We start from the raw sequence: 26,767 nt of genomic DNA, 5'->3' as shown, positions 1-26,767 counted from the left end.
ATTATTACAATACAAAACGGATAAAGGCAAAATTAAAAATGAGCCCGGTGCAATACCGGACTCATTTTTATCAAGCTGCCTAATGAAATAACCGTGTCTAACTTTTAGGGGTCACTTCAATTTTCCTTGGCTTTTTTCAATGTAGTTAATTAATTTTTTGAAGTCAAACCATCAGCTGCAGCGTGATCAGCATCTTCAATTGTTGTTTCGGGCATCCCGTATAAGCCGTTCATTGCTTGTTCTTCGATAGTAAGATTTGCAGTATTATTATTTTGAATAGATGTAGTGTTTTCAGTAACATTTTCTTTTTTATTCATATTTTTGTTATTCATGTATGTATCCTCCAAATTTCATTTGATTTATCTATAGTATGTGGATGGATTTCCAGAAATATGTGAATTGATTCTTACATATGTTATATAATTAAATGAATAATTAGGGTGAGTTGTAAACTGTTAGGAGTGAACAAGTATGGTAAGAGCAAGGGAATTAGCCTTCTAAAATAAAAAGAAAATTTTAGGAGGCTATTAGAATGAAGTTTCATGTAATTGATAGAGAAGATTGGAATAGAGAGCGGTATTTTGAGCATTATTTTAAGTTGAAATGTACATTTAGTATGACTGTGAATGTTGATATCACGATTTTATTAGAGGAAGTATATCAAAAGGGAATAAAATTTTATCCCGTTTTTATATATTTAATTTCTAGAGTAGTAAATAATCATAAAAAATTTCGAACATGTTTTAACGATGAAGGAGTTTTAGGCTATTGGGAGGAAATGATACCGAGTTATACAATCTTTCATAAAGATGATAAGTCTTTTTCAAGTATATGGACGGATTATTCAAGTGATTTCCGCACTTTCTATAAAAAGTATGAAGACGATATGAGATACTATGCTAGTGTTCATGGTCTTTTCACGAAAGAAAATATTCCGCCTAATGTATTTCCGATTTCTAGCATACCTTGGACTAGTTTTACTGGATTTAATCTTAATATTAATAATGATGAAAATTTTCTATTGCCAATTATAACTTGTGGGAAATATTTTAACGAAGGAAACAAGGTTATGCTACCAGTTTCATTGCAAGTACATCATTCGGTTTGTGATGGATATGATGCGAGTCAATTTATAGAAGATTTACAGCAGTTAAGTAATACTTGCAATGAGTGGCTTAAGTAATATCTAATTTTTAATTATATAAAGTGAAACTTTAATCAGTGGGGTGTCAGCCCCCGCTGATTATTAGCCCGACCCCCACCTAACTTCTTTGCTTTCGCTGAATTTTGAGGTGGGGGTCTTACTGCCCGGCAAATAGCGGGATAAAATTGAAAATGAATAAAAGAAGAGAACATGTTTATATTACATGGTCTCTTTTTATTATTCATTAATATTAAGTAATCGTGGAAAATATAGGGTGATTTGTAGTTTAATAGAAAAGAGAGTGATTAGTGTTAATTTTCTTTGTTTTTAAGAATTTAAGGATATAAATGTTTTAATAGGGGGAATAAAGTGAAATTCGTAAGCATTGAAAAAGATGAGATCTTAATTGGGAATATGGCAAAATTGTATTGTAAAGTATTTGAAAAAACAAATTTCAATGAAATGATCGAGCGAATGAATAGGCATATAGAATATACAGGTTTTAAAGGTATAGTAGCAATAAATGATGAAAATGAAGTAGTTGGCTTTACTTATGGTTATCGCTCAATGGAGGGACAGTACTATAATCAATTAATGAGAGAAGCGTTACATCTAGAGCAAGTAGACGAATGGTTACAAGATTGTTTTGAATTTGTAGAGTTAGCAGTCCACCCAGAATATCAAAATGAAGGTCTTGGAACGAAATTACATAATGAATTACTAGAAGGGATTCCAAATAGAACGAGTGTTTTAACAACACAAATAAACAATGAAAAAGCACGTTCGTTATATGAAAGATTAGATTGGGTAAATGTATTAGAACCATTTCATCCAAGTAAAAATGATGTTCCATATGTAATAATGGGAAAAGCATTAAAAACAAAAGTGAATTGATAATTATGCCATTCACAAAAATGGTTGGTTTGTAATAATGAAGGGGAAAACGAAAATGACGAAAATATCTATAGAAAAAGCTACAATTTTAGATGCTGAGAAATTAACAGAAATAATGAAAAGAACATTTGATGCAGAAGCAAAACAATGGCTATATGGCCAAGATGATGTCATTGATTATAACATTCAACCGCCAGGATATTCTTCAGTTGAAATGATGGAATATTCCATTGAAGAATTGGATTCTTTCAAAGTTGTAATGGATAAAGAAATAATCGGAGGGATAATAGTTACGATTTCTGGTAAGTCGTACGGTCGAATTGATCGTATTTTTGTAGATCCTGTTTATCAAGGAAAAGGAATTGGATCACATGTTATGAAATTAATAGAAAAGGAATATCCGAACATAAAGATTTGGGATCTCGAAACATCTAGTAGACAAATTAACAATCATCACTTTTATAAAAAGATGGGTTACCAAATGATTTTTGAATCGGAAGATGAGTATTGTTACGTGAAAAGAATAAAAACAAGCTCAAACAAAGCGAGTGTAGTTACAAATAAAGATATGAAAAATAGTCAATACGAAAACTGTAATTTAGCAAATACAGAGTATTATCAAGTGAATTTAAAAAACAGTTCATTTGTTGGTAGCAATATAATGAATATGAATATGAGTAATTGTAATGTAAGTCAATCCAAGTTTAGAAATATAAATTTTAGATGGTCATCATATGCAGATTTAAATCTTTCTGGTAGTAAATTTAATTTGGTGACTTTAGGTGGAGTGCAATTTAAAAATACAAGTCTTGGAGATGAGAAGGAACCTATTGTATTCGATAAATGTGATTTGGAATGTAGCACTATAAGTAATAGTAATCTGAAAAATATTGAAATAGAAAATTGTGATATAGTCGGCATGAAACTAAATGGTATTTTGATTGAAAATTTGCTTGATTTATATAACAAGGTGAAAAGTTAACCAAATCCATATCCATATAGTCTTTAATCTTTTTGGAAATTAAGTATTATATCGAAATAATTATGTAAAAATGACATAAAGAAATCCGGGCGAGAAGGTCATTCGTGAACGTTTCTAGAATACACACAAATATATTGTTATTTATATGGAGGAGAGAAAGATGGGAATCAACGTTAGAGCAGTAGAAATACAAGATGCTAGAGCAATTCATCGTATATGTATACAGGATGACGTTTTACCGTATATGGTTTTCTTACCTAGCATGCGTGTAGAGGCTATGGAAAATAGAATTCGAAATTTAGCACCAAATCAATTTGAATTTGTTGCAGAATATGATGGAGAAGTTGTTGGGTTTGTAGGTTTAACACAAAGTCCGGGCCGAAGATCTCATTCAGGCGATTTATTCATTGGGGTAGACAGTGAACATCATAATAAAGGAATTGGGAGAGCACTTCTTACGAAGATGCTTGATTTGGCTGATAATTGGTTAATGTTAGAGAGAGTAGAACTAGGTGTATTAGAAACGAATCCAAAAGCAAAAGCTTTATATGAAAAATTTGGATTTGTAGAAGAGGGAGTAAAGATAGGGAATTTGAAAGCTCATGGAAAGTTTATTAATGAAATTATGATGAGTCGTTTTAGACCGAATGGTTTAATTGTACATAATGAATAGTTAAAAGCATGACAGTATACTGTCATGCTTTTTTATTAGAACTTGGCTGCAATAAAAATAATACTAAACCAATAAAAATAACGGTAATTCCTAGTCCTTGTTGTAAAGAAATGGTCTCATGTAATATAAAGTACGCTAGTATACAAGTGCCAATTGTTTCACCTAAAATACTCATTGAAATTACAGTAGCACTCATCCATTTTAATAACCAATTAAAAATGGTTTGTCCTAAAATTGTAGCAATGAAAGCTAATCCAATAAAGCACAACCAAGTTTGTGTAGAGTAATGGATGAAAGATTCTTGTTGCGTGAAAGCAAATATGCCAAGAAAGCCAGCACTACTTCCATAACTAATTACTGAATAGGGTATAAGTGACAAATCTTTACGAACGTGTTGGCTAATGAAAAAATAAGCAGTAATGATACCGGCAGCAATAAATGCTAAAATATCTCCATATAAAGCTTCTCCACTAATTTGGAAATCTTGCCAGCCAATGATGATACTACCTGAAATAGCGATGAGGCAACCAATAACCGCTCCTTTCGTAAATCTTTCCTTAAATAAAAAATAACCACCAATCATTGAGAACAAAGGTTGTAACGTTACGATAACTGTAGAGCTTGCTACAGAAGTATATTGTAATGATTCAAACCATAGTACATAATGTGCAGCTAAAAATAGCCCAGATATGAATCCGAATGTCCATTGTTTTTTCGTTAAAGTTTTTAGCTCATTTCGACTATTTTTATTAAATAGTAATAACGGTAACAGGATCAGTGTGGCAAAGAATAATCGGTAAAAAGCAATGATTGTCGCAGGAGCATCTGCCAATTTTACAAAAATTGCTGAAGTTGATAAGGCGAATACACCAAAAAATAAGATGAAATATGAAAGAATAGGTGATTTCAAAGTTTGTCCCTCCTATAGAGTGTTTATTATAATAAACTTAATACGATATAATGTACAAAGGTAAGTATATAAGTCCCGGAGATAATAGGAAAGGATTATTTGCCTTTGTTTAGTATGTCAGCACAAAGACAATGAAATATGCATTATGATGGATGAAAGGAAGTTTTACTATGATACATGATAGGCTTGGACAAACAGTATTAAGTTATCGTAAGAAAAATAATATGACAATTCGTGAATTCGCTGATTATGCAGGAATTAGTACATCACTAATTAGCCAAATTGAAAGAGGACATGCTAATCCTTCTTTAAATGTTTTGGAGTTAATTGCAAAAGCATTAAATGTACCGCTGTTTACACTTTTTATTAATGATATCGATACAGATTCGCTCATTTCTAAGAAAAAAGATCGAAAAAAAGTATATCGGGAAAACAATGATCACATTGTATATGATGTATTAACACCTGATTTTATGAAAGCACGTATTGAAATGTTAATGATGGATTTAAATAAACGAGCAAACACAACAGAAAGCCATTATTCCCATGAAGATAAGGAAGAGATTGCTGTTATTATGAAAGGGGAAGTGTATGTGGAATTGGAGGGAAAAGAATATTATTTAGAAGAAGGCGATGTTGTACGTATTCCACCGAATGTGAAGCATCGATTTTTGAATAAAAGTGATGAATCGAATCACATTTTATTTGTACTGACACCATCTTTAGGATGAAAATATAGTGATTTTTAATAGGGGAGAAAGAAAATGGAAAAAAGTATTTTGAAAGGCGGTCTTTCAATTATTTCTCAATGTAAAAAAGAAACAAATGATATTTGGCATGCACATTTTGGAGCAGCTGCAATTGCTAGTTATTTTTTTATGAAAGATAATAATATTGATGAAGAAACAGCTCGTAATATGTATTCGCAAACAAGGATGATGCTGAACAAGAAAAAAATTGGTGAGATGATTGATGATAAAAAAGAAATAGATTTTAAAATTGCGGAAAATATGATTATAAAATCTTTAGAACAAACGATTGATGAGCTTCATTGGGTGGGGCATAACGTCATTTATGCGTCATTAAGTTTATTAGCTATGAAAGAGCTACAAAAATGGGGTGATAATCAAGCAATTGAAGGGATTACTACTCTTATTTTATCATTTCGAAAAACAATTCCAGGTAGATCGTGGATTGGTTATACGACGAAAGAAGTAAAACAATTAAGTTTTGAAGAGGAGATACAAAGTGAATTGAGTAATCCAACACAAGTATCTCAGTTCATTTTAAATGAGTTATCGAAATTTAATAGTATTTATCGAGCGGAATCACATCATGATTTAATTGGGCATTTGCTTACATACTCCCACGCAATTAATATAATGTACGATTTAGGACATATAGATATATTTCAACGAGGGATACGTCCGCTGTTAAAACTAGTATACGTACTAAGAGCTAGCCAAAAGCTCAAGCTGAATACGGAAATAACTTTACACTCACCTATAGATCGATTACCTTTAATTCAATCTAAACGTGCAAATATTTTACCAACTGAAAATATATTTTGGATAAAAGACTATAGTGAATTCGATTGGGATTTTGGTCATGTATTTAAATTCTCATATAGTTATTTTAATCATATACAGAGAGCTCCAAATTATAAAGATATCACATTAGAAAAATTCCGTTATGTTATTCATTCTTAATGAACGTTAATGATCTGTAAAAGGATGTTTAATCTAGTTTCTTTTTTTGTTAGTAGTATATTATTTTTTCAAATATGTAAGATTTTACATGCGTATTTTACTTTTACTAATTATGTAAGTAGGCTATACTGAAATACATACATTTTATTTTTGGAGAGATGTAAAACGACATGGAACTAGCGAAATTGGAAAAAGTAATTGAAATAAAAAAAGAAGAACTTTTATATTTAGTATCGGATTATGGAATTCAACATGAAAAAGTATTGGCATTGAGTCAAGAACTAGACAAATTAATCAATTACTTTATGTTTTTAAAATAAAGAGAACTATGACGGGGTTTGTAAATGTTATAGTTCTTTTTTATTAGGTAATTTGAAAATATATTAAAATATATTGTCTAATTTCTTACAGAATGCGCAACTTGCTAGTCGAATATAAGGACTTTTGGTTATAATAAAAAGGAATTATTAATTGTATCGGTTAGGAGCGCAGCACATATGAAAACAGTTGTTGTTATCGGTGGAGGTATAACGGGACTTTCTACTATGTTTTATTTAGAAAAATTAAAAAAGGATTATAATATCGATTTAAATTTAATTCTTATTGAGAAAGAAGAGTATTTAGGTGGTAAAATCCATAGTGTGGAAGAAAAGGATTTCATTATGGAGTCAGGGGCGGATTCAATCGTTGCTCGTAATGAACACGTTATGCCACTTGTAAAAGATTTAAATTTAGAAAATGAAATGGTATATAATGAAACGGGTATTTCTTACATATATTCTGAAAACATGTTACATCCGATTCCTTCTGATACTATATTTGGGATACCGATGAGCGCCCAGTCGTTGTTTAGCAGTACGCTAGTCTCAACGAAGGGGAAAATCGTAGCTTTAAAAGATTTCATAACGAAAAATAAAGAGTTTACGAAAGATACATCACTTGCTTTATTTTTAGAAAGCTTTTTAGGGAAAGAGTTAGTGGAAAGACAAATTGCTCCTGTGCTTTCAGGTGTATATTCTGGTAAATTGAATGAGCTTACAATGGCATCTACATTACCGTATTTACTGGATTATAAAAATAAGTATGGAAGTATTATTAAAGGTTTTGAAGAGAATAAAAAACAATTTCAATCAGCAGGAAATAAAAAATTCGTATCATTTAAAGGTGGACTATCTACGATAATTAATCGCTTAGAAGAAGTGCTGACTGAAACTGTCGTAAAAAAAGGTGCTATAACGACGGCTGTAAGTAAACAAGAAGATCGATATGAGATTTCTTTTGCAAATCATGAAACAATACAAGCTGATTATGTTGTTTTAGCAGCTCCACATGATATTGCACAAACTTTATTACAGTCTAATGAGTTAAATGAGCAGTTTAATACATTTAAAAACTCATCTCTTATAAGTATTTATTTAGGATTTGACATACTAGATGAACAACTACCAGCTGATGGTACGGGGTTTATTGTAACGGAAAACAGTGATTTACATTGTGATGCTTGTACATGGACAAGTCGAAAGTGGAAACATACATCGGGTAAACAAAAATTATTAGTTAGAATGTTTTATAAGAGTACCAATCCGGTATATGAAACAATCAAGAATTACAGTGAAGAAGAATTAGTACGAGTCGCTTTATATGATATTGAAAAGAGTCTCGGAATTAAAGGTGAACCAGAAGTAGTTGAAGTTACAAATTGGAAAGATTTAATGCCGAAATATCATTTAGAACATAATCAAGCGGTTCAAGCATTACAAGAAAAAATGACGAATCTTTATCCAAATGTATATTTAGCTGGTGCCTCATATTATGGTGTTGGAATTGGTGCGTGTATTGGAAATGGAAAGAATATAGCCAATGAAATAATGGATACATTAAATAAATAATACTGTAGAATAAATAAAAACTGTCCCTTCAGCAAAATGGAGGAACAGTTTTTATTTATTTTATTTGAATGGAAATTGTATTGTTTTTTGCATTGTTTTCTTTTATTGTTAATATTATTTCTCCAGACTCTTTAAATGAATACGGTGATAGTTGATAAATATCTTTTATATCAAGTTTTTCTTGTAATTTATTTACCGGTATTGATACGATATTTGACTTCCATGTTTCTTGTTTTCCTGAAGGATATTCTATAAGTATTACCGGATTTTTTAACTTTATTGTTTTCCAAGAGACGAAATATAGTTGTACTTCTGTATCTTTTTTTAATAATTCTTCGGAGAAATAACCGAATTCGCCTACATTACCGAAAACAGTATAGTTTTGATTTTTTAATTTAATATCTAAATAACTAGGTTGATATGTTACTGCATGATAAGTTCCATATGAAAGTGAGAGTATGGCAGCGATTAAAATACCGATTGAAAATGTCTTAAAGCTATTGCCTTTAAAGCTAGTCATCATGAATGAGTTTGGTGTGAATTTTTTTGCGAATAAAAAAATAAGTAATATGAGTAAGAGGGATAAGCCGATGAATATATACATAGATTTTTACACCTCCATAGCGTAAAATGGATTAACTATATTTTACCATAAATGTATGGGTTAGGGTGGTTGTTTAGAAGGAAAAAATGAAGGAACAAATTCTTTACAGTTCTTGATAATTTAAAATTTGATTTATGAAAATTATAGCGTCATGTTTGAGTCGCAATCAGAAGGTATCCAATTCGTGTATATAGAATAAAGAGGGAATGCGCCATTAGAAATGTTTGACTTATGGAACAATAAGGACTTTACTAATTATACATATTTTTTCTGATATAATGAATGAGTAGAGAGAAAGGAATGATCCTATGGCATTTCCTATATTAGAAACAGAACGCTTACGTTTAGTTGAAATAGAACAATCTTATTGTCAAAAAATATATGAAATCTTTTCATTGGATGAAGTGACGTGTTATTACGGTATGAATTCTTTTACGGAGTTTGGACAAGCTTCACGTATGATCGAATCTTTTTCAAAAAATTACTTTGAGAAAAAGGCAATACGATGGGGAATTGTGTTAAAAGAAACGAACGTTTTAATAGGAACAATTGGACTAAACAATTTACAATTATGGAGTAAACGATCTGAGATTGGATATGATCTGCATCCTCGTTATTGGGGAAATGGTTACGCTTCGGAAGCAGCTCGAGAAATTATTGATTATGGATTTAAAGATTTAGGTTTGTTTAGAATTGGAGCTATTACATATCCTGAAAATGATACTTCTTGTAGAATGTTATCTAAAATTGGCTTCCAAAAGGAAGGTCTATTGCGTGGATATATTCATCAAGGAAATAAGCAACACGATGCATTATTGTATTCTATAGTACGAACTGATATTGAGGACATAAATTTATAATAAAAAAAACCTCTTAATTAAAAGAGGTTTTTTTTATTATAAATTAACCTAATTTAGGTAATAAACGTTCTCCGCTTTTCATGCTACTTTTACATAAAGGGCATTTAGGCTCTTCTTCAAATGAAAAGTTCTTTCTCATCCATCCTAAACAATCCTCTGATTCACATTCCCAAACAGGGGTTTGTTCTGGTGGTACTTCTGCTACATCGTTCTTTCGATTGCGATACATGTAACCACTCCTTTTATGTAAAAAATTTTAGTTATATATTAAAAAGGTTGTTAACCTTGCTGGTAACAACCTTTTTATTGTTTGAATTATAGCTTTACAACGTTTTTAGCTTGAGGTCCGCGGTTACCTTCTTCAACTTCGAAGCTAACTTCTTGACCTTCGTCAAGAGACTTGAAGCCGTCGCCAGTGATAGCTGAGAAGTGAACGAATACGTCGTTACCGTCTGCAACTTCGATGAAACCGAAACCTTTTTCGCTGTTAAACCATTTTACTTTACCTGTTAATGTCATGGTAATGCCTCCTAAAAGTAGAAAAATTACAATATGATCGGCCTTATTTGAATGAAAATAAAAGTTCACATATTATCAAAAACCCATAAGGAATACAAAATGTCCCTGATTGATACTTGATAATATGCAAAGAAAATATAGTGTTAAATTGACCTTAATTACTATCTTACAACAAATGGTTGGAAATAGCAAGTGCTGGTAATACCACTGAGTAATCTGGGTGATAATAGTAAAGGCACAAAGGCACCTCTTTTATTTATATATTATTCCTAATTTGGATTTATGCAAAATCATGTAAGAAAAACTTAGAGTAAATATTAATATTGCATTTTTTATGGTAAAATATGGTTGTTAACTGTTGGTAGTTAAATATTATAAAAGGAGAAAAGAAAGTGAAAAATAATTCATTTATAATAATTGAAGCAGCAAAAGCAGGGAGAAAAAAGGTGCATCCAGTCTTTGCTGTAATATTAGCCATTATATTTTTGACTTTAGGCGAACTTTTTATGTTATTTATGTTATTTTTACCAAAAGCTGAAACGATATTCATGAAAGGTATTTATGACAATGTTAGAATGGTGTTAACGTTTGGCGGAGCTATATTTATTTTATTTATATGGGTTCGTTTTGTAGAAAAAAGACCTTTTTCATCCATTGGCTTTTGGAAAGAGAAATGGATGAGAAAGTATTTAAAAGGTGCGTTAATAGGGTTTGTATTTATTTCAACGCCAGTTATTCTACTATTATTAATGGGGAGTGTGAAATTGCAAGTACAACATATTACCTCAACAGTAATAGTAGGAATAGTAGGATCTCTAGTTGCATTTTTAATACAGGGGGCAACGGAAGAAATTATTGTACGAGGTTGGTTATTTCCGGTTCTTTCTGTTAGAAGTCGTATATGGGTTGGAATAATTGTAACTTCATTTTTATTTGGATTTCTTCATCTACTTAATCCGGGAATTACAATATTATCTATATCGAATATAATATTAGTGGGTGTTTTCGCAGCTTTATACGTATTGAAAGAAGATGGTCTGTGGGGAATATGTGCATGGCACTCAATTTGGAACTGGGCTCAATATAATGTATATGGCTTTGCAGTTAGTGGCACAACTGTATATTCTACTCCAATTTTTAAGTCTATAACAAATGGACCAGCAACATTGCATGGAGGCACGTTCGGAATTGAAGGTAGTATCATTACAACAATCATGCTCACTATCGCTTCAATTGTTTTATGGAGAAAGTTATGGGGAAGAAAAGCGAAACAACGAAATTTTAGTTAATGAAAGAGGGGGAAACTATGGGGATAATAGCATTTGAGGGAGCAAGCGCTGTTGGTAAAAGTACCACGTGCAGTGAATTAGAAAAGAATTATGGTGCTTATATAATACCTGAAGTGAATTCTTTATTTGAAAGGCCAAAAAATGAACATAGAACATGGTATTTTGAAAAACAAGTTGAGCGCTGGAATATAGCTGTTCAGAAGTCAGAGCAATATGAATTAGTAATACTCGATGGGGATATATATCAACCACTTAGTTATAATTGGTGCTTTCATTTTGGTATATTTAATCAGCCATTATCTTTAATAGAAAATTTTTATAAAGAAAAGATGATAAATAGGGAAATTGGTTTTCCGGATCAATATTTTTATTTATATACGAACGATGAAGAACTTAGAAAGCGGAAAGTATCTGATGAGACGAAAAGAAGAAGAAACTTTGAAAAACATTTACATATATCAAAATCGTTTCAGCGTTATTATGAAAATTTAAATACTGTTACAGATGGGTATTGTAAATTAATTGAGGCGAAAAGTGTAAGAAATAATGAATTAGAAATAGTGAGAAACTCAAAAAATTTGAATGTGTGTGAAGAAAGACGTTTTGATGTTTCGAGGTTAGATGCGATTACGAAGTGGTTAAAAGAAAATCGTGCATAAAGTAAAAACAACGAGTGTTGTAGAACGCGCTCGTTGTTTTTTTGTTTCTTTATAAATATAAAGGAAAAATTTGTAGAATATTTTCATTATTTAACAGAATAATCTTTCAATTTTAAAGAAAAAGAAATACAATATGAGGAAGTATATATAAATAATATGATAGGGGATGCGATATTTTGAATGAAGTAACAGTTTTTATATAAGAAATAATTAGGTAGTCAGAACAGAGATATTTGGGAGGAAACAAGCGAAATGAAAACATTTTTGAAAATAATAGGTGTTATAGCTGGTATGGCGGTAATCGGAGTAGGTTTAACATATGGTATGCTGCATTATTTAAATAATAGTAAACCAGCTGCGAAAAAGGCATCACCAGCTGCTCCAGCAGTAGAAGTATTAGCTGATAGTAACGTAAAAGCAGAAGATGCAAAGCTTTTAGAGAATGGCAATTATTCATTGCCAAATAGTGGTTTTAATAAAAATTTTAAATGGACAGATGAGAACATACAGACAGCATTACATGAAATGGCACATCAAAAAGCGAAAGCTGATCAAAAGTGGGGCTATATTTTTATTACACAAGAGCGGATTGAAAGCTTAATTGATATTGTAAAGAGTAATGATCTTGTGCAGGGAAGTACATATGTAGAAATTTTAGAACGATGGAAACAAGGGAAATATGAAAAGGTTGATGGGGATCACAATAAGATTTGGAAATTACAAAGTGGGAATTTAGGAGAAGGAAAAGGAGTAATGTCGGAAGCTGAGCAAAAAGAATTAATTAATCAATTGTTTATGAACAAAGGTACATATTCAGGTAGTAAATTAATTGCAGGTGGCGGACAGACTAATAAATAATATACTAATTAATGTAAGAGAGTAATTGCTTATTAGGCAATTACTCTTTTTAAATGTACTTCTTAATATCTTAATCTCGTTCAAGTAAGGAAAGAAACGACTGTAACACCGGGGAAATCCATCTGGATTTATGATAGATTACATGACTTTGAATAACGGATGGAGTTTCGATAGGCTGAAAACATAGTTGTTCTTTTTGACAACTTTCCTGTACAACGATATAAGGAAGAATTGAAATGCCTAACTCACACATGACGGATTGTTTAATGACTTCAACATTGGAAGTTTCAAATGTTTTAGCTGGAATATTTCCGCTTTGACGTAAAAAACGATCTACCATTGTCCTATAGCCGCAGCTTTGTTCTGTAAAAATGAACTGGGTTTCCTGTAATAACTGGAATGGATTTGTATGTGCAGCGGAATAAGCTGGTAAAATCCATCCAAATGTTTCATTACTAAAAGTACGCGTAATAAAATCATTATGTTCTATACTTTCTCCAATTATAAAGACAACGTCTGTTTCTCCTTCACGTAATTTTTGTAATGCTTGTTCATTTGTGTTTGTTTCAAGTACGATATTTACTTTCGAATTTTTCTGTTTGTAAGTACGTAATAATTGTGGTAATCGGTATACTGCTAATGATTCATTAGATGTAATACTTAATGTACCTTCTAAATAATCTGTATTTTGGGGGATTTCTTGCGCTTTTTCATATATTGAAAGTAATTCTAATGCATAAGGATGAAATTGATGACCGGCTTTTGTAAGTAGCACTTTTTTCCCTAACCGATCGAAAAGAGGAATATGTAAATCGTTCTCTAAAGCTTTCATATGTGCTGTAACAGTAGATTGCGCATAACCTAGCGCGTGCGCAGCTTTAGAAAAATTACCATACTTCACAATGGCGCAAAATGTTTTAACATGTCTCATTTCCATAAGCGATCCCTCTTTTATTATCATGATTTGTGAATGATTATATCATGTATTTTAATTTTCCAAATGATTAAATTCTGTATAAAATGAAATTGTAGAAATATTCATTCAGGTAATATTGGAGGAGAAAAGATGATCAAAAAGGGCTATCATGTAGCTGTTGTTGGGGCTACAGGTGCGGTAGGGCAAAAAATTATTGAACTGTTAGAGAATGAAATGAAGTTTAATATAGTTGAAGTTACATTGCTTTCGTCAAAACGATCCGCTGGTAAGAAAGTAAGATTCAAAGGACGAGAGATAATTATACAAGAGGCAAAAACAACTAGCTTTGAAGGTGTAGATATTGCCTTTTTTAGCGCTGGGGGAGAAGTATCTAGACAATTTGTAACTCATGCAGTTTCTAGTGGTGCGATTGTAATTGATAACACAAGTGAGTACCGAATGGCACAAGGTGTACCGCTCGTTGTTCCGGAAGTGAATGCGCACACTTTAAAACAGCATAAAGGTATCATTGCAGTTCCAAATTGTTCAGCACTACAGATGGTAACAGCACTTCAGCCGATTCGAAAATCATTTGGTTTAGAAAGAATTATCGTTTCAACATATCAAGCTGTATCGGGTTCTGGCATTCATGCGATTCATGAATTACGAGAGCAGGCTAAGTCTATACTTGCAGGTGAAGAAGTGAAGAGTGATATATTACCGGTGAAAAAAGATAAAAAACATTATCCAATAGCATTTAATGTACTGCCTCAAGTAGATATATTTACAGACAATGATTTCACTTTTGAAGAAGTCAAAATGATTCAAGAAACGAAGAAAATATTAGAAGATGAAAACTTGAAAATGGCAGCTACTTGTGTACGTGTTCCAGTTGTATCGGGGCATTCAGAATCGGTTTATATAGAACTGGAAAAAGAAGCAAGCGTTGCGGAAATCAAGGGAATACTAATGGATGCACCAGGTGTTATTTTGCAGGATAACCCTAGTGAACAGTTGTATCCAATGCCATTATATGCAGAAGGGAAAATAGATACATTTGTCGGAAGAATACGTAAAGATCCTGATACGCCAAACGGATTCCACCTCTGGATTGTTTCCGATAACCTATTAAAAGGTGCGGCTTGGAATTCAGTTCAAATTGCAGAGACTTTAGTGGAAAAGGGGATACTTTAATATAGTTTAAAAAACTGGGGAATCGTTAATGACTCCCCAGTTTGTATTTCATAATTGTTTTCTTTATTTCGGCCGACTTTAATTAAAATTAGTCGTTATTGAATTTTTATAAATGTCTACTTTATGTGCAGTGAAGCGTAAGGTTTTGGATTCTGCATGAATTGTAAGATTAATAATAATCGATAACGGCATTTCGACCGTTTTCACAATATCTTCTATAGCAATATACTCATTTTTTGCTTCCTTATAATAAACAACAGAACGAATTACGGCCTCGTCACCTTCAATATCAATTTCACACATCATAGGGAATTTTTCACCATTATGTAAGAATAATTCGCCTAGTACGATTGAACCGTTTAATTCTTCTGTAAAATTAGTAGTTGCCGCTGGTTTTACCCATGTTTCGTCATGTTCTTCGTTTTCCTCTTCATCTATTGCCCATTCCCAAATGGGGTTTTGTTTTAGGTCCTCAATAGTTAATTTATCAATTGGTTTGCAACTACTCATACATAAATTCTCCTTTTATTTTGATAAATAAGTTTTTTGATTTCATGAATTAGATGATTGCTTATAAGTGGGTTTAACAAAGTATTTTGCTCATTTGATATCCAAACTACTTTATTTTGAAATAAAGCTATTACAGCAATATTAACAAAACTTTAATTGTCTAGTAAATAATTATTAGTGGAGATATTAAAATGGGATGGTGTTAAAGAAAGATAGTAAAAAACATCAAGGATGAATGAAATCCATTTGGTACGATATGGATATATCCAATGTGAGGGGGAGTTTGATGTATCAAGTAAAGGGGTATTTTTCATCATTAAAAGGAAGTTATTATGAGATTGGAAAGCAACAAGGGGAATTCGTGAAACAAAATCCGTATCTCATCCCGCAATTTATACACGAAGAAAATGTAATATCTAATAACCATTGGACAGAATCGAGAAATATAATAAACAAACATTGTCCAGGCATAAATGAAGAAATTGAGGGGTTTTGTGAAGTGTTAAAAATTCCTTCAAAAAATATGATGTATTACTATCAAACACTATTGAAAGCAGGTTGTAGTCATTGTGCAGTATTACCTAAAAAGACCGATTTAGAGCACACATATGTATTAAGGAATTATGATTTGTCACCAGTAATAGATGATATGCGTTTTTGTTCAACTCATGTTGAAGGTGCGTATGCACATAGTGGCTTTTCTACTCAATATTTTGGCCGAACGGAAGGGATAAACGAGCATGGATTAGCTGTTACATTTTCAGCATGTGGTCAACCAGTAGGAAATATTGCAGGTTTAAGAAAGCCAATGGTGAGTGGTTTACAATGTTTTGCGGTAATTCGATTGTTGTTGGAGAAATGTAAAAATGTGCAGGAAGCTAAGTTACTAATAGAAGAAATCCCAATTGCTAGTAATATTAATTTAATAATAGCTGATCCTTTAAATGCAGCATATATTGAAATATTGGACGGTCATAAATCCACAATAACGATTGATGATGAAAAACAAGCTTTTATTGTATCAACAAACCATGCAGTTAGTTCATCAATTCAGAAATTAAATAATAGGAAATTAGAACAATCAACAAAGAGATATTACCTTTTACATGAGCATTTAAATAGATGTGAACAAGTAAGCATAGAGTCTTTAAAAAAGTTAGTAGAAGAAGAATATCCTGCTGGACTTACTGTGCATAACTATGAAGAATGGTTTGGAACTTTACATTCTGTATTATTCGATTTACATGATCGTACAATGAAGATTTGTTTCGGATCACCACTTTTAAACGACTGGTATTCATTGAAAGTTGGAGGAAGTATGCCGTTTTCTGAGGTGAACGTGAACTTTAAAAATAAAACTTATACTGACTTTTGGAAGGAAGATAAGAATGAATTGATACCTAAAAGATAAATGGGATAAGATGGTGATGTAAAGAGTGCATTTATACTGGAGGGATTACCAATGCTGAAAGTTATGTTACCATTTGTTCTTATCTTTTTTCTTATTATTGCGATGTATATTGCTTATCAAAAGAGAAAAAAATCTGGGATAAAAGGATTGAAAAGTGCGTTAACTTCTATTTGCTTCTTTTCACTTGCAATCTTAAATATGTTTGCATATTGGTTTCATTTTGGCGGTGCTTTTACTTGGTTATTTTCAATTGTATTATTGCTAGTTGGTGCATATTTTACTAAATATATTCCAATATCTAAAAGGGTACATTAAAGTTTATAGGAGTTAAATATAATGTTTACTTTGTTTTGAAAAGAGATTATTCTACTAGATCGTTGTGAAACGGTTTCATAGGATAATCTCTTTTGTTTAGTTTTGGAAAGAACGTACTGTGCTTTTTAGTTGCTCAATAAATTCTCGAGTTGCAGCACACATATATTTATCTTTTCTATAAATTAGCCCTATTTCAATTGTTGGAGTAGGCTTTTCTATTTTAATAGCTTGAATGTTATTATTTTGTAAAAAGTCTATATATGGTTTGGGTAACACTGTAATTCCCATTCCTTTGGAAACCATTTGGATTAAAGATTCCATCGTGCTAATTTCTAAAATTGGTCTTGGTTTAAAGTTGAATTTTTGACAATGAGATGTAATTAGTTCGGTTAAAAAGAAATTTTTAGGTAAAAGAATTAAAGGATAGTTCTGTAATTCAGCAATAGATACATGATTACGTTCAGCTAATCGATGACCAGTGGGCACGACTAATGTAAGATCGCTTTTGTATAGAGGGATGGAGATAATCTCTTTATCTTGCACCGGGAGAAATGTAATTCCAATATCTAGTTCGTTTTGTAATAATTTTTCACGAATATCTCCTGTACGAAGCCCTAATACAGAAAGCTCTATATTAGGATATAAATTATTAAAATTTAAAATAGCTGGTGGTAGTAAATAATTTACGACGGTTAACAAAGCCCCTATTGTTAAGGAACCTTGCTGTAATCCGTTTAGGTCTTGAATAGCTGAACGAGCTTGTTCGACTTCATGAAAAATGGTTTTACTATGTGATAATAAAACCTTCCCTGCTTCAGTTAAAGATATTTTTTTACCAATTCGATCGAAAAGTGGCATTCCTACTTCATGCTCTAATGCACGTATTTGTTGACTTAGTGAAGGCTGTGAAATATTTAATTTCTCAGCTGCTTTTGTGAAATGTAATTCTTTTGAAACAGCTAAAAAGTATTCAAGTTGTCGTAATTCGATTGGAATCACCTCAAGTATAATAATAGGTTATACCTATCATTATTATATAAATAATTGAATTGAACAATGATTTTAGAGGTTTTATAATCATCTTTATATAACAGAGAGGTTTGTAAAAATTAATCGAGAGAAAATACATGTAACACCTTTAAAGGAGGAAATAGAATGGCTAATGAATATCAATTATTATCTTTAAATATAGGATTACCAAAAGAGGTTACATACGGCGGAAAAGTAATTCATACAGGCATAAATAAGAAACAAGTAAAGGAACCGGTATATTTATCCTTTGTAAAATTTAATGGGGATGGACAAGCTGACTTAGTTCATCATGGAGGAGTAGATAAAGCAGTTTGTGTTTATACTGGTGATCACTATCCATATTGGGAAAAAGAATTGAATCAAGATTTTGTATATGGGGCTTTCGGAGAAAATATAACAGTTAGTGGTATGCGCGAAGAGGATGTTTGTATTGGTGATACGTTTGAGCTAGGACAGGCAATCGTACAGGTAACACAACCAAGGCAACCTTGTTTTAAATTAGCAAAAAAATATAATATTCCAAAGTTACCACTATATTTTCAAGAAACAGGATATACAGGATTTTATTTTCGTGTATTAAAAGAAGGATGGGTATCATCAGTCGATACCTTAAAAAAACTACAGTCTGATCCAAAAGGTGTTTCAGTAGCGTTTGCTAATCGTATCATGCATAAGGAAAAACAAAATATTGAAGGGGTAAAAAGGATATTAGAAGTAAATGCACTTTCATGTAGTTGGAGAAAGTCTTTTGAAAAGCGTATAAGTGGAGAAGAAATTAATACGAAGGAAAGACTTGAAGGAATAAAAGACTAAAAATATTTTATTATAAATAGTGTATTTCTATTAGTAAAAGCTAATTAGAAAGCGCTATTTTTGTATAATAAACTAATTAATATCCAAAAATCTTAATATCGTTTTATTCGACTTATTTTCAAATAGTCAAAACATAAAATTAATTAGACTTTTTTTTTATGTTTTGTGATAGTATATTGATTGGTAAGACCTCTATTTTTAAGAGTAGGTCATATAAGTATATCTAATTTAATGGAATTTAACATTTGGAGGTACAACATGGGGAATGTTGAAAAATTGGCAAGTCTTCTAATAGAAGAACCGAAAAGAGAGCAGTTATTTCCTTTATTTGAAGAAGTGTTTGGAATTACAACTCAAACATTGAATGATTTTTCGGATAAAGGATATTGGGATGATACATATAAAGCTTTATCATTTTTACAAGAAGATAAAGTGATTGCAAATGTTGCGGCATTTTCACTCCCATTATTAATTAATGGTGAAAAAATAAATGCAGCGGGTATTCAATCAGTAATGACACACCCTAATTTTCGTAGACAAGGGTTAATGACACAATTAATGGGTAAAATGATAGAAGAAATCGATAAGAAATGTGAATGTGCATTATTGTTTACGGAAAACCCTGAACTATATACAGCATTTGGATTTAAAGTTGTGCAGGAATATTTGATGACTATACCATATGATAAAAATATTAATAATAACGATTCACTACTTAAAAAGTTAGATTACTATAATATAGAGAATAGACAGTTAATACATGAAACTATTGATAGTAGCCAAAGACTTTCAAATAGTTTTTCAACTTTAAACTTCCATCCTTCATTTTATTTGAATATGTATGATTCGGAATGGAATGAGAAATTGTATTATTCAGAGAAACTAGATGCTCTAATCGTTTATGAAGTAGAAAATGAAAAGTTGAAATTATTTGGAGTATTTGCGCCAGTACTTCCGGTTTTAGATGAATTATGTGGAGAAATCAATGAAAGGTTTACGGAAATCGAATTTTATTTTTCTCCGGATCAATTAGGGGTTGAGGAAGTACAGTTTACAGAAGTACAGTCTAGCAAGTATTTAATGGTTCGAAGTGATAAAGAGTTAGATTTTAAAGGTTATAAATTCCCAGTATTAGCGGAGTTTTAAATGTCTATATAAATGCTTTATTATGGAGGAGCTATGAATATATCGTATATACCAGAACATATTGAGCAACTCACTATAATGAATGTACCTGAATACTATAAAATTAATGATAATCATGCGTTTATTGTCCGTTCGAAAGCAGAAACTGATTTTTGGCTTAAAACACATTATGGTTTTGAAGTAATGAATGGTCATGTATTTTATAATGAGATGATGACAGACTTTCAAGCTGAAGTTCAGTTACGTATGAATCCAAATTCAAAATTCGATCAAGCAGGTCTTTTTGTTATGATTTCGGAGAACTGTTGGCTAAAAACATCTTTAGAATATATCCCCGAAGGGCCATCTCACTTAGGTGCTGTCGTAACGAATAATGGATATTCTGATTGGTCAACGCAAGATTATCCAACTGAAGCAGCTAAGCAACAACTTCGTTTTCGAATTATTCGAAAACGCGGTGATTATACAATATATGTGAAAAAGAGACATCAATGGGAACAAATAAGAATCGCTCATTTAATGGAGGATATAGGAAATGAGCCTATTAAAATAGGTTTTTACACGTGTAGTCCTTCTAAAAATAAGGGATTTGAGACTGAGTTTTTACATTTTACAATTGAAGAATTATAGATGAAAAACCGTATTCTTTTCATTAAGAATGCGGTTTTTGTATTTACATAATATAAAGCATATGTATTGACCAGAAAGTCATTAATACTTATCATTTAATAATGTTAAATATTAATTTACATAATATAATAGAAGTAATGAAGAAATTACAAAAAATATCGCTTAAATAAGGAGGGATATGAATTATTCAGTGGTAATTTCATGGGAAAAGGAGACTATGTATGAAATCATTTCGTAAGTTATTACAGTATTTAAAACCATACATGTTCTTCGCTATTATTGGACCGCTATTTATGGTACTTGAGGTTGCGATGGACTTAATTCAACCGACTATTATGCAACATATCATTGATGTTGGGATTGCAAATCGGGATTTAAATTATGTAATAAAAATGGGGCTTCTTATGATAGGAGCAGCAGCACTCGGTTTAGTTGGAGGGCTTGGGTGTATGATGTATTCTACAAAAGCAGCTGTTAATTTCGCTACTGACATACGAAAAGATGTGTTTGCGAAAATAGAAACATTTTCTAGTAATAATCGTGATTCATTTGGAACAGGTAAATTATTAACGATCGTGACGAATGATATCACTTCCATTCAATCAGCAATGACGATGACATTACGTGTTCTCGTTCGTGGTCCGCTGTTATTTATCGGAAGTATAATTATTGTTTTTGTAACAGCAAGAGAGTTATTTCCAATATTACTTGTAGTTGTTCCGATTTTATTACTTGCGATTATTTTAATTGCAAGTAAAGCAAGTGGTACATTTAAAAAGGTGCAAGAGGCATTGGACAAAGTGAATACAAAGTTACAAGAAAATTTATCTGGTGTACGTGTTATAAAAGCGTATGTAAGACAAAAATATGAAATCGCTCAATTTGGAAGTGTAAATACAAATTTAACGAAGATAAATATTCGAGCTGTGCAGCTTATTTCTTTAATGATGCCAATCATTATGCTAGTTGTAAGTGGCGGGATTGTCGCAACATTATGGATTGGTGGAGAAAAAGTATTCAATGGAACGCTTCAAGTAGGAGCGATTTTGGCATTTATTAATTACTTGAATATCATTTTAATGTCACTTATGTCGATTAGCATGGTATTTATTCAAATTGCGAGAGCTTTTCCATCTGCGGATCGTGTACAGCAAGTGTTAAATACCGAGGTTGATATAATAAGCGAAGCGAATGCAATCGAACCTGAGAAAATCGAGGGGAATATCGAATTTAAAAATGTTAGTTATAGCTATACGAAAAATAATGAATACGTTTTAAAAGATATTTCGTTTAACATACAAAAAGGTGAAAAAGTAGGGATTATTGGATCAACTGGAAGTGGTAAATCTACCTTAGCAAAACTGTTACCACGTCTATATGATGTGGATCAAGGTGAAATATGTATAGATGGAATAGATGTTAAAACATATGATTTGCAAAAACTCCGTGCTTCAATAGGGTTTGTACCTCAGAAGGCTTTGTTGTTCTCAGGTAGTATAGAAGAGAATTTACGTTATGGTAAAGAAAATGCAACACATGATGAGCTGGAAGTAGCAGCTGCATCAGCTTGTGCGACTGAGTTTATCAATAAGCTGGAAGAATCTTATCAATATAATTTAACACAAGGTGCGACAAATCTATCAGGTGGACAAAAACAACGTGTATCAATTGCAAGGGCACTTGTGAGAAAACCACCGATTCTCATATTAGATGATTCTACATCAGCAGTTGATGCAAAATCAGAGGCTACTATTCAAACAGCTTTAAAAACAAAATATAAAGGCACAACGACTTTATTAATCGCGTCCAAAATTTCTTCCATAATGGATGCGGATAAAATACTTGTATTAGATAATGGTGAATTAGTTGGCAATGGTACACATGAACAATTGTTAGAACGAAGTGAGGTTTATCAGGAAATTTATCTTTCCCAAGGTGGTAATTTGCATAAAGAAGGTCGGGAAGAACATGCGTAATTTTCAAGGGCAATTTGCTAATAAAGGTGGACGAAACACGCCAAAGATGGGGAAAGCTAAAAATGCTCAAGGAACTGTAATGCGGATATGGAACTATATGGGCTACCAAAAAGCTGCTCTTATGTTTGTTATATTTCTAGTCGTTGTTACTACTTTACTTGGATTATTAGGTCCCTATTTTATGGGGGTCATTATAGATCAATATATTGTACCGAAAGATTTAAGTGGTACAGCAAGAATGTGTATGTTACTTATCGCAATTTACGGTGTAACTGTACTTTTAACATGGTTACAAACATTTGTCATGATTAACGTTGCATTAAAAACAATTCAAAAAATACGACAAGATATTTTTGAGAAAATCCAAACGCTTTCTTTACGGTTCTTTGATGTGCGTTCCCAAGGTGATTTAATGAGCCGTGTGACAAATGATATAGATAATTTGAATCAAGCTTTGACACAAAGTGTTGTACAAATTATTTCATCAGCGTTAACTTTTATAGGTGTAACGATTGCGATGTTCGCTTTAAATTGGATTTTAGCAATTGTAACTTTAATTACAGTACCTATTATGTTTTACGTTACAAAAAAACTAGTTGCATATAGTGGTAAAAACTTTGCGAAGCGTCAAAAAGATTTAGGTGAATTAAATGGATTTATTGAGGAAGCAATTACAGGTGCGGATGTTACAACGTTGTACGGAAAAGAAAAAGAAACTGTACAAAATTTCAATAAAATTAATGAACAGCTAAGAGTTTCAGCTACGAAGGCTGATACATTTTCAGCTTTTATTTTTCCAAGTATGAACTTTATTAATAATTTAGGTATGGGCCTTGTCATTGGGACTGGATCAGTTATGGTCTTAAACGGAATGACAACAGTAGGAGTTATTGCGGCTTTTATTAATTATTCTCGTCAATTCTCAAGACCGCTAAGTCAATTTGCGACTTTAATGAATACAATTCAAGCGGCAGTTGCTGGTGGAGAACGTGTTTTTGAAATTATGGATGAGGTACCAGAAATTCAAAATAAAAAAGACGCATTCGTTGTACAAAATTTACAAGGGCATGTTGCACTTGAGAATGTTTCATTTGGCTACGCAGAAAATAAAACGATTTTAAAAGAAGTGAGTCTTAAAGCGCAGCCAGGAGAGACAATTGCTTTAGTTGGTCCGACTGGATCAGGGAAAACAACAATCATTAATTTATTAACTCGTTTTTACGATATACAGCAAGGACAAATTCATATTGATGGAAAAGATATAAAAGATTATGATATTAATTCTTTACGAAGTAAAATAGGAGTAGTTTTACAGGATACGTATTTATTTGCTGGTTCGATTATGGATAATATCCGTTATGGACGCTTAGATGCTACTGATGAAGAAGTTATCACTGCAGCTAAGGCAGCATCTGCACATTCTTTTATTAAGCATTTGCCAAATCAATATGAAACAGAAATTGCTTCAGAAGGATCGAATTTAAGTCAAGGACAAAAACAACTTCTAGCGATTGCACGAGCAATTTTAGCAGATGCAGATATATTAATTCTCGATGAAGCGACATCAAATATTGATACAAGAACAGAATTACAAATACAAGCAGGACTAAATAATTTAATGAGAGGTCGCACAAGTTTTGTGATCGCTCATCGACTTAAAACAATTGAAAAAGCAGATCAAATTCTTGTTATAAAAGATGGAAATATTTTAGAAAGAGGGAATCATGAATCTCTCATGGAAGATAGAGGGTTTTATTTTGATTTGTATACGAGCCAGTTTAAAATATAGTAAAAGCATTGATATGTTGCGGTTTCTCTTGAGAGGAGAAACCGTATTTTTATATTTGTAAATGTTACTATTCGAATGGTCTTTCACTACATATTTTAACAGCACCCCCTTGTATTCTAGGAAAAACATGTGAATAACGATTTAATGTTATGAACATATCTTTATAACTGAAGTGTTTACTTACAGTCTTTGGATGTATACCTTGTTTCAAAAGTAGCGTAGCATGTGTATAACGTAAATCATAAAATCGAACTTTAAAAATTGGAATTTAAATAAAAAGAGCGCTGTTAAAAGCGCTCTGAGACAAATCATATATTTAGAGAGGAGTCAAGATAATATATGGATATTGTGTGAGAATGTTGTAGGTTTTAATGAAAAATAAAGCACACATATAAGTGTGCTTTTATGAACGCTTTAGATTTGTATGACTATATAGTCATACAATAAAATATGCTTGTTTAATATAAATGTGTGTCAAATCTATAAAAAGATATTGTGTATAAGGAACAATAAATGTTAATTAGCCAAGTCTTTTGTTTTTATCCTGCTATTTGCCGGGTAGTAAGACCCCCACCTCAAAATTCAGCAGAAGCAAAGAAGTTAGGTGGGGGCTGGACTGCCCGTAAAGTCCGATTGGTGAGGGCTGATTAAAGTTTCACTTTATTAACGAATTTGTGCAACTGTTAACGCTGCAGAACGAATATCTACTGTACCTATTACTTCAACGGGGACAATTTGAATTAAATCACCAGGGTTTAAGTTAATTAGAATGACACCACTTGATACATCGACTTCACCAGTTCCTATAATATTAGAACGGACTGCGGTTCCGGATCCTGCAATAACATTAGTCGATGAATTTAATGTCAAGAAAAAGCGTGCTGCTTCCGGGGCTAATGGAACGTTATCAAGGCTAATCGTTAATGTATAGCTAATTTGATAAATACCAGCTACCTGAATTTTAATACCAGTTCCAGTACTAATTGTATCATTGATTACAGGGACAGTAATATTAGGATTTGGGCCTGTACTAGGTAATAGTAGTGGTGTAAATAATGTTGCGAATTGAGGTGAAGTAGCATTGAATGCAAAACCTAGGGCAGGTAGTGTACTAGGTGCGTGTGCTTCACAATTAAAATTAGCGAATTTACGAATGGATGAGCGCATATTTTCACTCCTTTCTTGTATTTAGATTTCGTGAGTATTAACTTCACATTTTGGACAAGCATAATACAATATATGAAAATTTATAGTAGATAGTGCACAAGCTTCACTATTACGAATAAAGCAATGAATAATAATAAATACTATATGGAAAAGCAGTTAGCTAACTGCTTAGTAGGTTCTCCAAGAGCAAATAGGCGCAAAATTATTGCACTCTCAAAAAGATCAATACAGATAAGTGCTCTTTTTGAGAGTGAGTATAAATTTCTATCATTCTATCTAGTATTTGCACTGTATTATGTAGTTGCTACTAAAATTGATGTGAATTTTTAAAATTAGAGGTTTCTTTTAATGAAACCTCTAAAAAGACAACTAAATTTACGTTATAGTAAATTCAATTGCGATAGGAGTGCCTCCATCTAGGACTGCTCCTCCTACAATAGTAGCAGCTGTAGTAGTCACACCAGTAATAGTATCACCTGTTTGAATAACACCATTAATATAAAGTGTTAAAAAGGCATAAGAAGCAGGGAATGTTGTTACAGCACCAGTGTCATCAGTGAAGTCTGTGTTAGCAAAAGTTAAATCTGCTCCAGCAGCAGTTCCTGTTGCTGCTGTACTTACAAATCGTCTTCCTGCTATAAAAGGTTTAACGATAGGCATTTATATTCACCCCTTTTTGAGAATTAACTTAGACAAGTTTTTTGAAAGTTTTGTCCTGTATCGTATATTATGCTGTGCTTCTACTAAGAGATACGGCTTGTATACTAGTAAATAAATATAATTATTATGCGTTTTATAAGTTAGGTTCTTATAAGTAATTAAGTGGTTAAGGTTGGATTTTGTATATGGTATGTTTATGTTAAAAAAGAGAGCTCTTT

32 protein-coding genes are annotated in these 26,767 nt (G+C 31.9%); 22 read left to right on the top strand and 10 right to left on the bottom strand.

The window, feature by feature from the left end:
* On the top strand, positions 1-83 hold an 83-nt coding region (locus ACTFRM_RS29040), incomplete at its 5' end, for an IS3 family transposase (protein WP_144465893.1).
* Positions 84-149: 66 nt separating this feature from the next.
* On the opposite strand, the gene ACTFRM_RS29035 is transcribed toward ACTFRM_RS29040, so the two are convergent.
* Complete coding sequence (locus ACTFRM_RS29035; RefSeq protein WP_001060658.1) at positions 150-332, bottom strand: DUF4021 domain-containing protein; 183 nt, start codon at positions 330-332, stop codon at positions 150-152.
* Between the two features lie 200 nt (positions 333-532).
* Between ACTFRM_RS29035 and catA the strand changes: the two genes are divergently transcribed.
* The 4 genes from catA to ACTFRM_RS29015 all read left to right on the top strand — a co-directional run bounded on the left by catA (position 533) and on the right by ACTFRM_RS29015 (position 3,693).
* Positions 533-1,183: a type A chloramphenicol O-acetyltransferase gene (gene catA, locus ACTFRM_RS29030; protein WP_322373110.1), complete on the top strand. Its 651-nt coding sequence runs from the start codon at positions 533-535 to the stop codon at positions 1,181-1,183.
* Positions 1,184-1,513: 330 nt separating this feature from the next.
* Entirely contained in the window at positions 1,514-2,038 is a 525-nt protein-coding gene (locus ACTFRM_RS29025; protein WP_322211088.1) for a GNAT family N-acetyltransferase, read from the top strand.
* A gap of 37 nt (positions 2,039-2,075) precedes the next feature.
* Complete coding sequence (locus ACTFRM_RS29020) at positions 2,076-3,020, top strand: GNAT family N-acetyltransferase (protein ID WP_002025165.1); 945 nt, start codon at positions 2,076-2,078, stop codon at positions 3,018-3,020.
* Positions 3,021-3,180: 160 nt separating this feature from the next.
* Complete coding sequence (locus ACTFRM_RS29015; RefSeq protein ID WP_322373111.1) at positions 3,181-3,693, top strand: GNAT family N-acetyltransferase; 513 nt, start codon at positions 3,181-3,183, stop codon at positions 3,691-3,693.
* 22 nt (positions 3,694-3,715) lie between these two features.
* Here the strand turns inward: ACTFRM_RS29015 and ACTFRM_RS29010 are convergent, their stop codons facing one another.
* Complete coding sequence (locus ACTFRM_RS29010; protein ID WP_000841810.1) at positions 3,716-4,603, bottom strand: DMT family transporter; 888 nt, start codon at positions 4,601-4,603, stop codon at positions 3,716-3,718.
* 170 nt (positions 4,604-4,773) lie between these two features.
* Here ACTFRM_RS29010 and ACTFRM_RS29005 point away from each other — a divergent pair, with 170 nt between their 5' ends.
* The 4 genes from ACTFRM_RS29005 to ACTFRM_RS28990 all read left to right on the top strand — a co-directional run bounded on the left by ACTFRM_RS29005 (position 4,774) and on the right by ACTFRM_RS28990 (position 8,201).
* A complete protein-coding gene (locus tag ACTFRM_RS29005) occupies positions 4,774-5,334 on the top strand; it encodes a helix-turn-helix domain-containing protein (protein WP_000581032.1) in 561 nt (186 codons plus the stop codon).
* Positions 5,335-5,367: 33 nt separating this feature from the next.
* Positions 5,368-6,312, top strand: a complete 945-nt coding sequence (locus ACTFRM_RS29000) for a hypothetical protein (RefSeq protein ID WP_000415694.1) — start codon at positions 5,368-5,370, stop codon at positions 6,310-6,312.
* Positions 6,313-6,482: 170 nt separating this feature from the next.
* On the top strand, positions 6,483-6,632 hold the full coding sequence (locus ACTFRM_RS28995) for an aspartyl-phosphate phosphatase Spo0E family protein (protein WP_000417698.1): 150 nt from the start codon (positions 6,483-6,485) through the stop codon (positions 6,630-6,632).
* A 177-nt stretch (positions 6,633-6,809) separates the two neighbouring features.
* Positions 6,810-8,201 (top strand): protoporphyrinogen oxidase, encoded by a 1,392-nt coding sequence (locus ACTFRM_RS28990; protein WP_048538736.1) that lies wholly within the window; start codon positions 6,810-6,812, stop codon positions 8,199-8,201.
* A 55-nt stretch (positions 8,202-8,256) separates the two neighbouring features.
* On the opposite strand, the gene ACTFRM_RS28985 is transcribed toward ACTFRM_RS28990, so the two are convergent.
* The gene (locus ACTFRM_RS28985) at positions 8,257-8,805 is read right to left on the bottom strand and encodes a hypothetical protein (protein ID WP_322373112.1); all 549 of its coding nucleotides are present in this window, start codon (positions 8,803-8,805) and stop codon (positions 8,257-8,259) included.
* Positions 8,806-9,113: 308 nt separating this feature from the next.
* On the opposite strand from ACTFRM_RS28985, the gene ACTFRM_RS28980 reads away from it, so the two are divergent.
* Positions 9,114-9,665, top strand: a complete 552-nt coding sequence (locus ACTFRM_RS28980; protein WP_000885396.1) for a GNAT family N-acetyltransferase — start codon at positions 9,114-9,116, stop codon at positions 9,663-9,665.
* A 43-nt stretch (positions 9,666-9,708) separates the two neighbouring features.
* Here ACTFRM_RS28980 and ACTFRM_RS28975 read toward each other — a convergent pair whose 3' ends face one another.
* Both ACTFRM_RS28975 and cspD read right to left on the bottom strand, forming a co-directional pair.
* A complete protein-coding gene (locus tag ACTFRM_RS28975; protein WP_000286203.1) occupies positions 9,709-9,894 on the bottom strand; it encodes a cold-shock protein in 186 nt (61 codons plus the stop codon).
* Positions 9,895-9,980: 86 nt separating this feature from the next.
* Positions 9,981-10,184, bottom strand: a complete 204-nt coding sequence (gene cspD / locus ACTFRM_RS28970) for a cold-shock protein CspD (RefSeq protein ID WP_000176366.1) — start codon at positions 10,182-10,184, stop codon at positions 9,981-9,983.
* Positions 10,185-10,576: 392 nt separating this feature from the next.
* Here cspD and ACTFRM_RS28965 point away from each other — a divergent pair, with 392 nt between their 5' ends.
* From ACTFRM_RS28965 to ACTFRM_RS28955, 3 genes are all read left to right on the top strand, one after another.
* Complete coding sequence (locus tag ACTFRM_RS28965; protein ID WP_322373113.1) at positions 10,577-11,473, top strand: CPBP family intramembrane glutamic endopeptidase; 897 nt, start codon at positions 10,577-10,579, stop codon at positions 11,471-11,473.
* A complete protein-coding gene (locus tag ACTFRM_RS28960) occupies positions 11,473-12,132 on the top strand; it encodes an AAA family ATPase (protein WP_025689403.1) in 660 nt (219 codons plus the stop codon). The genes ACTFRM_RS28965 and ACTFRM_RS28960 overlap by 1 nt, the downstream gene beginning before the upstream one ends.
* A 252-nt stretch (positions 12,133-12,384) precedes the next feature.
* Positions 12,385-12,990, top strand: a complete 606-nt coding sequence (locus ACTFRM_RS28955; protein WP_000846980.1) for a PRK06770 family protein — start codon at positions 12,385-12,387, stop codon at positions 12,988-12,990.
* A 70-nt stretch (positions 12,991-13,060) separates the two neighbouring features.
* Here the strand turns inward: ACTFRM_RS28955 and ACTFRM_RS28950 are convergent, their stop codons facing one another.
* Positions 13,061-13,927: a LysR family transcriptional regulator gene (locus ACTFRM_RS28950; protein WP_227077880.1), complete on the bottom strand. Its 867-nt coding sequence runs from the start codon at positions 13,925-13,927 to the stop codon at positions 13,061-13,063.
* Between the two features lie 129 nt (positions 13,928-14,056).
* On the opposite strand from ACTFRM_RS28950, the gene ACTFRM_RS28945 reads away from it, so the two are divergent.
* Entirely contained in the window at positions 14,057-15,100 is a 1,044-nt protein-coding gene (locus tag ACTFRM_RS28945) for an aspartate-semialdehyde dehydrogenase (RefSeq protein WP_000591709.1), read from the top strand.
* Between the two features lie 78 nt (positions 15,101-15,178).
* Here the strand turns inward: ACTFRM_RS28945 and ACTFRM_RS28940 are convergent, their stop codons facing one another.
* A complete protein-coding gene (locus ACTFRM_RS28940; RefSeq protein WP_000093107.1) occupies positions 15,179-15,610 on the bottom strand; it encodes a hypothetical protein in 432 nt (143 codons plus the stop codon).
* Between the two features lie 286 nt (positions 15,611-15,896).
* Between ACTFRM_RS28940 and ACTFRM_RS28935 the strand changes: the two genes are divergently transcribed.
* Positions 15,897-17,021 carry a C45 family autoproteolytic acyltransferase/hydolase gene (locus tag ACTFRM_RS28935; RefSeq protein WP_139847282.1) on the top strand — a complete coding sequence of 375 codons (1,125 nt, stop codon included), beginning with the start codon at positions 15,897-15,899 and terminating at the stop codon, positions 17,019-17,021.
* A gap of 51 nt (positions 17,022-17,072) precedes the next feature.
* Entirely contained in the window at positions 17,073-17,336 is a 264-nt protein-coding gene (locus ACTFRM_RS28930; RefSeq protein WP_000921854.1) for a hypothetical protein, read from the top strand.
* 96 nt (positions 17,337-17,432) lie between these two features.
* On the opposite strand, the gene ACTFRM_RS28925 is transcribed toward ACTFRM_RS28930, so the two are convergent.
* Positions 17,433-18,335 (bottom strand): LysR family transcriptional regulator, encoded by a 903-nt coding sequence (locus ACTFRM_RS28925; RefSeq protein WP_000612247.1) that lies wholly within the window; start codon positions 18,333-18,335, stop codon positions 17,433-17,435.
* A gap of 156 nt (positions 18,336-18,491) precedes the next feature.
* Between ACTFRM_RS28925 and ACTFRM_RS28920 the strand changes: the two genes are divergently transcribed.
* The 5 genes from ACTFRM_RS28920 to ACTFRM_RS28900 all read left to right on the top strand — a co-directional run bounded on the left by ACTFRM_RS28920 (position 18,492) and on the right by ACTFRM_RS28900 (position 24,722).
* Positions 18,492-19,181, top strand: a complete 690-nt coding sequence (locus ACTFRM_RS28920) for an MOSC domain-containing protein (RefSeq protein WP_001262990.1) — start codon at positions 18,492-18,494, stop codon at positions 19,179-19,181.
* A 258-nt stretch (positions 19,182-19,439) separates the two neighbouring features.
* Positions 19,440-20,327 carry a GNAT family N-acetyltransferase gene (locus ACTFRM_RS28915; RefSeq protein ID WP_000528674.1) on the top strand — a complete coding sequence of 296 codons (888 nt, stop codon included), beginning with the start codon at positions 19,440-19,442 and terminating at the stop codon, positions 20,325-20,327.
* A gap of 33 nt (positions 20,328-20,360) precedes the next feature.
* Complete coding sequence (locus tag ACTFRM_RS28910; RefSeq protein ID WP_001027672.1) at positions 20,361-20,957, top strand: DUF1349 domain-containing protein; 597 nt, start codon at positions 20,361-20,363, stop codon at positions 20,955-20,957.
* A 221-nt stretch (positions 20,958-21,178) separates the two neighbouring features.
* Positions 21,179-22,933 carry an ABC transporter ATP-binding protein gene (locus ACTFRM_RS28905; protein ID WP_322371375.1) on the top strand — a complete coding sequence of 585 codons (1,755 nt, stop codon included), beginning with the start codon at positions 21,179-21,181 and terminating at the stop codon, positions 22,931-22,933.
* Positions 22,926-24,722 (top strand): ABC transporter ATP-binding protein, encoded by a 1,797-nt coding sequence (locus ACTFRM_RS28900; protein ID WP_001243554.1) that lies wholly within the window; start codon positions 22,926-22,928, stop codon positions 24,720-24,722. Before ACTFRM_RS28905 ends, ACTFRM_RS28900 begins: the two co-directional genes overlap by 8 nt.
* Positions 24,723-25,385: 663 nt before the next feature.
* On the opposite strand, the gene exsF is transcribed toward ACTFRM_RS28900, so the two are convergent.
* Complete coding sequence (exsF, locus tag ACTFRM_RS28895) at positions 25,386-25,889, bottom strand: exosporium protein ExsF (RefSeq protein WP_001257869.1); 504 nt, start codon at positions 25,887-25,889, stop codon at positions 25,386-25,388.
* Positions 25,890-26,033: 144 nt separating this feature from the next.
* Between exsF and ACTFRM_RS28890 the strand changes: the two genes are divergently transcribed.
* Positions 26,034-26,219: a hypothetical protein gene (locus ACTFRM_RS28890; RefSeq protein ID WP_228546501.1), complete on the top strand. Its 186-nt coding sequence runs from the start codon at positions 26,034-26,036 to the stop codon at positions 26,217-26,219.
* 45 nt (positions 26,220-26,264) lie between these two features.
* Here the strand turns inward: ACTFRM_RS28890 and ACTFRM_RS28885 are convergent, their stop codons facing one another.
* Positions 26,265-26,549 (bottom strand): DUF4183 domain-containing protein, encoded by a 285-nt coding sequence (locus ACTFRM_RS28885; protein WP_001123247.1) that lies wholly within the window; start codon positions 26,547-26,549, stop codon positions 26,265-26,267.
* Positions 26,550-26,767: the final 218 nt, after the last annotated feature.

This window comes from Bacillus cereus group sp. MYBK227-1, from assembly GCF_051916325.1.
GTDB classification, from domain to species: Bacteria; Bacillota; Bacilli; order Bacillales; family Bacillaceae_G; genus Bacillus_A; species Bacillus_A cereus.
Note: the sequence above shows the minus strand (reverse complement) of the source record. Positions and strands in the feature narration are given on the sequence as shown.